This window comes from Haloquadratum walsbyi J07HQW2, assembly GCF_000415985.1.
Lineage (GTDB): Archaea > Halobacteriota > Halobacteria > Halobacteriales > Haloferacaceae > Haloquadratum > Haloquadratum walsbyi_B.
Map to the genome: position 1 here is coordinate 2,239,007 of NZ_KE356561.1, position 3,329 is coordinate 2,242,335.

4 protein-coding genes are annotated in these 3,329 nt (G+C 48.6%); all 4 read left to right on the forward strand.

Annotated elements, in window-relative coordinates; all coding sequences use genetic code 11:
* The first annotated feature begins 66 nt into the window (after nt 1-66).
* Nucleotides 67-213 (forward strand): hypothetical protein, encoded by a 147-nt coding sequence (locus tag J07HQW2_RS18510; protein ID WP_021055474.1) that lies wholly within the window; start codon nt 67-69, stop codon nt 211-213.
* A gap of 1,096 nt (nt 214-1,309) precedes the next feature.
* Nucleotides 1,310-1,780: a sensor domain-containing protein gene (locus tag J07HQW2_RS20030; RefSeq protein ID WP_021055476.1), complete on the forward strand. Its 471-nt coding sequence runs from the start codon at nt 1,310-1,312 to the stop codon at nt 1,778-1,780.
* Nucleotides 1,781-1,929: 149 nt separating this feature from the next.
* Nucleotides 1,930-3,024, forward strand: a complete 1,095-nt coding sequence (locus J07HQW2_RS10480; RefSeq protein ID WP_021055477.1) for an amidohydrolase family protein — start codon at nt 1,930-1,932, stop codon at nt 3,022-3,024.
* Nucleotides 3,025-3,329: metal-sulfur cluster assembly factor (locus J07HQW2_RS10485; protein ID WP_021055478.1), on the forward strand; the 305-nt coding region annotated here is incomplete at its 3' end.

The following is a 3,329-nucleotide window of genomic DNA, read 5'->3' on the forward strand; positions in this document are numbered from 1 at the left end:
GCCAATCACCATAATCACAACTACGCATAGAATATAGACACACATAGAAGAATACTGATTCCAATTATGAACGAAACGACCCGCCGCACATATATCGGCAACCTTCCACATCTCGGTACCGTCGAGTACGTCGAACGTGGCTCCCTCGGCGGCATGGTCGTGAACACGAGTCGGACCGCTCTCCGCTCCGCTAGACCGACTTGTGACACGTAGCCGTGGTCTCTTGCCCCGTAGCAAAAGTCTGTGAGGGCGTCTCGGTCAAGATCGTCGAGTGTGGTACCGTACACGACTACATTGAGATATGCGAGGTCCGACGTCGTGAGGTTGAGTGCCGCCACCGTCGGAGGACGAGCCAATCCCGGCGTTTGTCCGTTGAGGTGCCAAAATAGGTCAAGTGACTCGTACACCGCAATTAGACCGTCGAGCAGGTCGCCTGGACGCGACGTGAGCGTTAGACTACCGCTCCGCTATACCGGTCCGTCCCCGCCTCAAATCCACTGAGATACTCCGCCTGCCGGACCCCCACCCGAGACGGTGACGACACCCTATCGGGTCTCATTCCGTCCGTATCCACCCTTCGCGGTGGGTCGCGAGACCATGCACAGGTGCCGCTCGAACCGTTTTTATTTTGAGGTGTGGGTCGGCACCTATCCCGTAGTATTCCCCGGACGTTCGACGCCGTCCTACCCCCCCGACTTACTGATTAGATACGTGTGCCCGCGTAAGAAGTCAAGGCAGCGAACAACTCAGAAGCGGATGGGGAGATGATAATTGAGCAGTATGCGTTTGAATTAATAAATACCTCACCAGCAACTGATATGTTATTACAGACACCAATCAGTGACGGATACTACGGATATAGAGAACGAAACGAGACAATCAATCGAACTCTCGACTGGTTCAAACAGCACGAAGAGAAGCTCTTCAGAAAATCTGGCAGCACTTGTGTCTGGTTTGTCAAATATCAAGGAAACCTATACAAAGCGAAATTAAAATACTATTCTAGATCAGAGAATGATCAAGCTGTATCCGGGTCGCTCACTCGTCCAAACAGTTAGGACGGGGACGCACAACAACGAAAATGAAGATGAACATAAGATCAAAACGATGAGTCATATGCCCGAGTTGGATTGATTCGACGGTCAGTCGCAGTCGCCTTTGATCTTGTTTTCGTCTTCGAGTAGGAGACGTTGACGGTGCCATTGAGCTATCATTTGAATAATATATTTATCTGATTCAGTATCGCCTGGGCACTCAACCGTTCGGTGAATGATCTTCACGAGGGTGGCTCTGTTCAATTCTTCAATCGATGAGAGATGTCAGCAGTCTGAATGAGCACACAGCGCGTATCACTCACCAGTCGCGCCCTTGGCGTCAGCAAACGTACGCAAACTTACCGTATTTACTTGCCAGGTTCCTACTCGGGATCGCATACTTTACAACATTCGTCACTGGACTCGCTCTTGGAGTCAGTCTCATTCCAGTGATGGTCGGAATCCCAATACTCGCTGGTGTGGGTGGACTGGCTGGCTACGTCGGGCTTATTGAGGTTGAACTCCTCAATAAAGTTTGCGGGCAGGATATGTCTTATACTGTTGCCGATCCTCGGGAGTTATCAATCACACTGTGTCTGAAAGCTATCGGCGACTTCTCACACTCGAGATTACACCAGAGCGGAGTGATATGTCTACATAGTAAGCTTGGGCTATTGACAGAGCGGAAGCAGAGGCGGGGAGTGTGGTTTAATCATTATTTATTGTTACTGTACCGCCTATTGTAGCCACCACAGTAGTTGCACAAACATCCTGAGTAATTTGTGTTGAGGCAGCCCGATCGAGCTGTGTCGAATTATGTATGGAAAAAATGATTCTGGCGCCGATAAATATATAAGGTCTAAGGAATGATATTCGTTGTCATGGTTGATTAATCATGATAGATCTAAAAGAAACATTCGTATACGATAGTATTGTTCACGCATATAATACAGATCCAAGTAACTACCGTAACGAGCGGTATGGGCGGGAGATTTCAGATATGATTTACGGCGCAGCCGCAGCGTCAATGCCTGAAGGAAACAAAATTACCGCTGATTCGTGGCATCGAGACTGGACAACGGAGGAGGTGACAAAAATGTTATTTTTGGAGAGTGATACAGATATGGCGACTTTCCAGCCGCTCCCACTGTACGCATTTCATGATGGACTCACCTCAGAAGCGAAGGCAGCTAAAGCAATAAACGAGTGGCCTCAGCGGTACAATACGTACGCTGACATCGACCCAGTCGGCGAAAATGCGATTGAGGAACTAGATAAGCAGGTTGAGCAGTTAGACCCAGTAGGTGTCAAGATGTATCCCTCTTCGTGGACGGAGGAGGAGCATACAGGCTGGATGATGGACGACCCAGAAGTCGCGTATCCAGTATTTGAGCGAGCACTGGATCACGGCATAAGCAATGTCGATATACACAAAGCAATCCCATTCGGTCCGACGCCAGGCGAGTCATATGACCCAACTGATGTTGGTGAGGCAGCCGCCTCATTCCCGGAGATTGACTTTTCGATTGTCCACGGCGGGGCAGCCTTCTGTGAGGAGACTGCGTGGCTTCTGACACGATATGAGAATATCTATCTGAATATGGAAGTTCTCCCACTCATTCTTTGTTCATCTGAACAAAAGTTTGCCGAGATGCTCGCAGAGTTTATTGGCACAGGTGGTCCTGCCCTCTATGATAAGATGTTCTGGTCAAGTGCAGCTATGGCTGCACATCCACAGGCACAACTGGAAGCATTCAGAGACTTCCAATATCCGGAGAATGTGCTCAATGATGGCGGATTGTTTGCCCCTGTTGAACAAATTACTGATGAACAAAAACGAAAGATTTTGGGCAAAAACTACGCTGAACACATTGGACTGGATATTGATGAGGCGAGAAGTCAACTTGACGATGGGCTTGAGGCCCAGCGTGCTGAAGTAGGACTTGCTGAGCCATTCTCTAAGACACAATCAGCAAACTCGGTGATTTAGATGGTATCTGAAACAGCTGTGCGTGATAGACTTGAAGAGGTGATCGACCCATGCAGTGCCGCAAACGGAACCGAACTCAGTATCATCCAGATGGGTCTGCTTGATGAAATTGACATAAAAGAAGATCACGTGCATATTGAACTCATGGTAACAAGTCCTATGTGCACCATGGTTTCGTATTTTATCAAGGAAATACGTAGCGAAGTGACTGAACTTCCAGAGGTCAATAGTGTCGAGGTGTCTTCTGACAATGGGCTTCAGTGGACGCAAAGTATGCTGACTGAAGAGGCACAAATGAAGCGAAA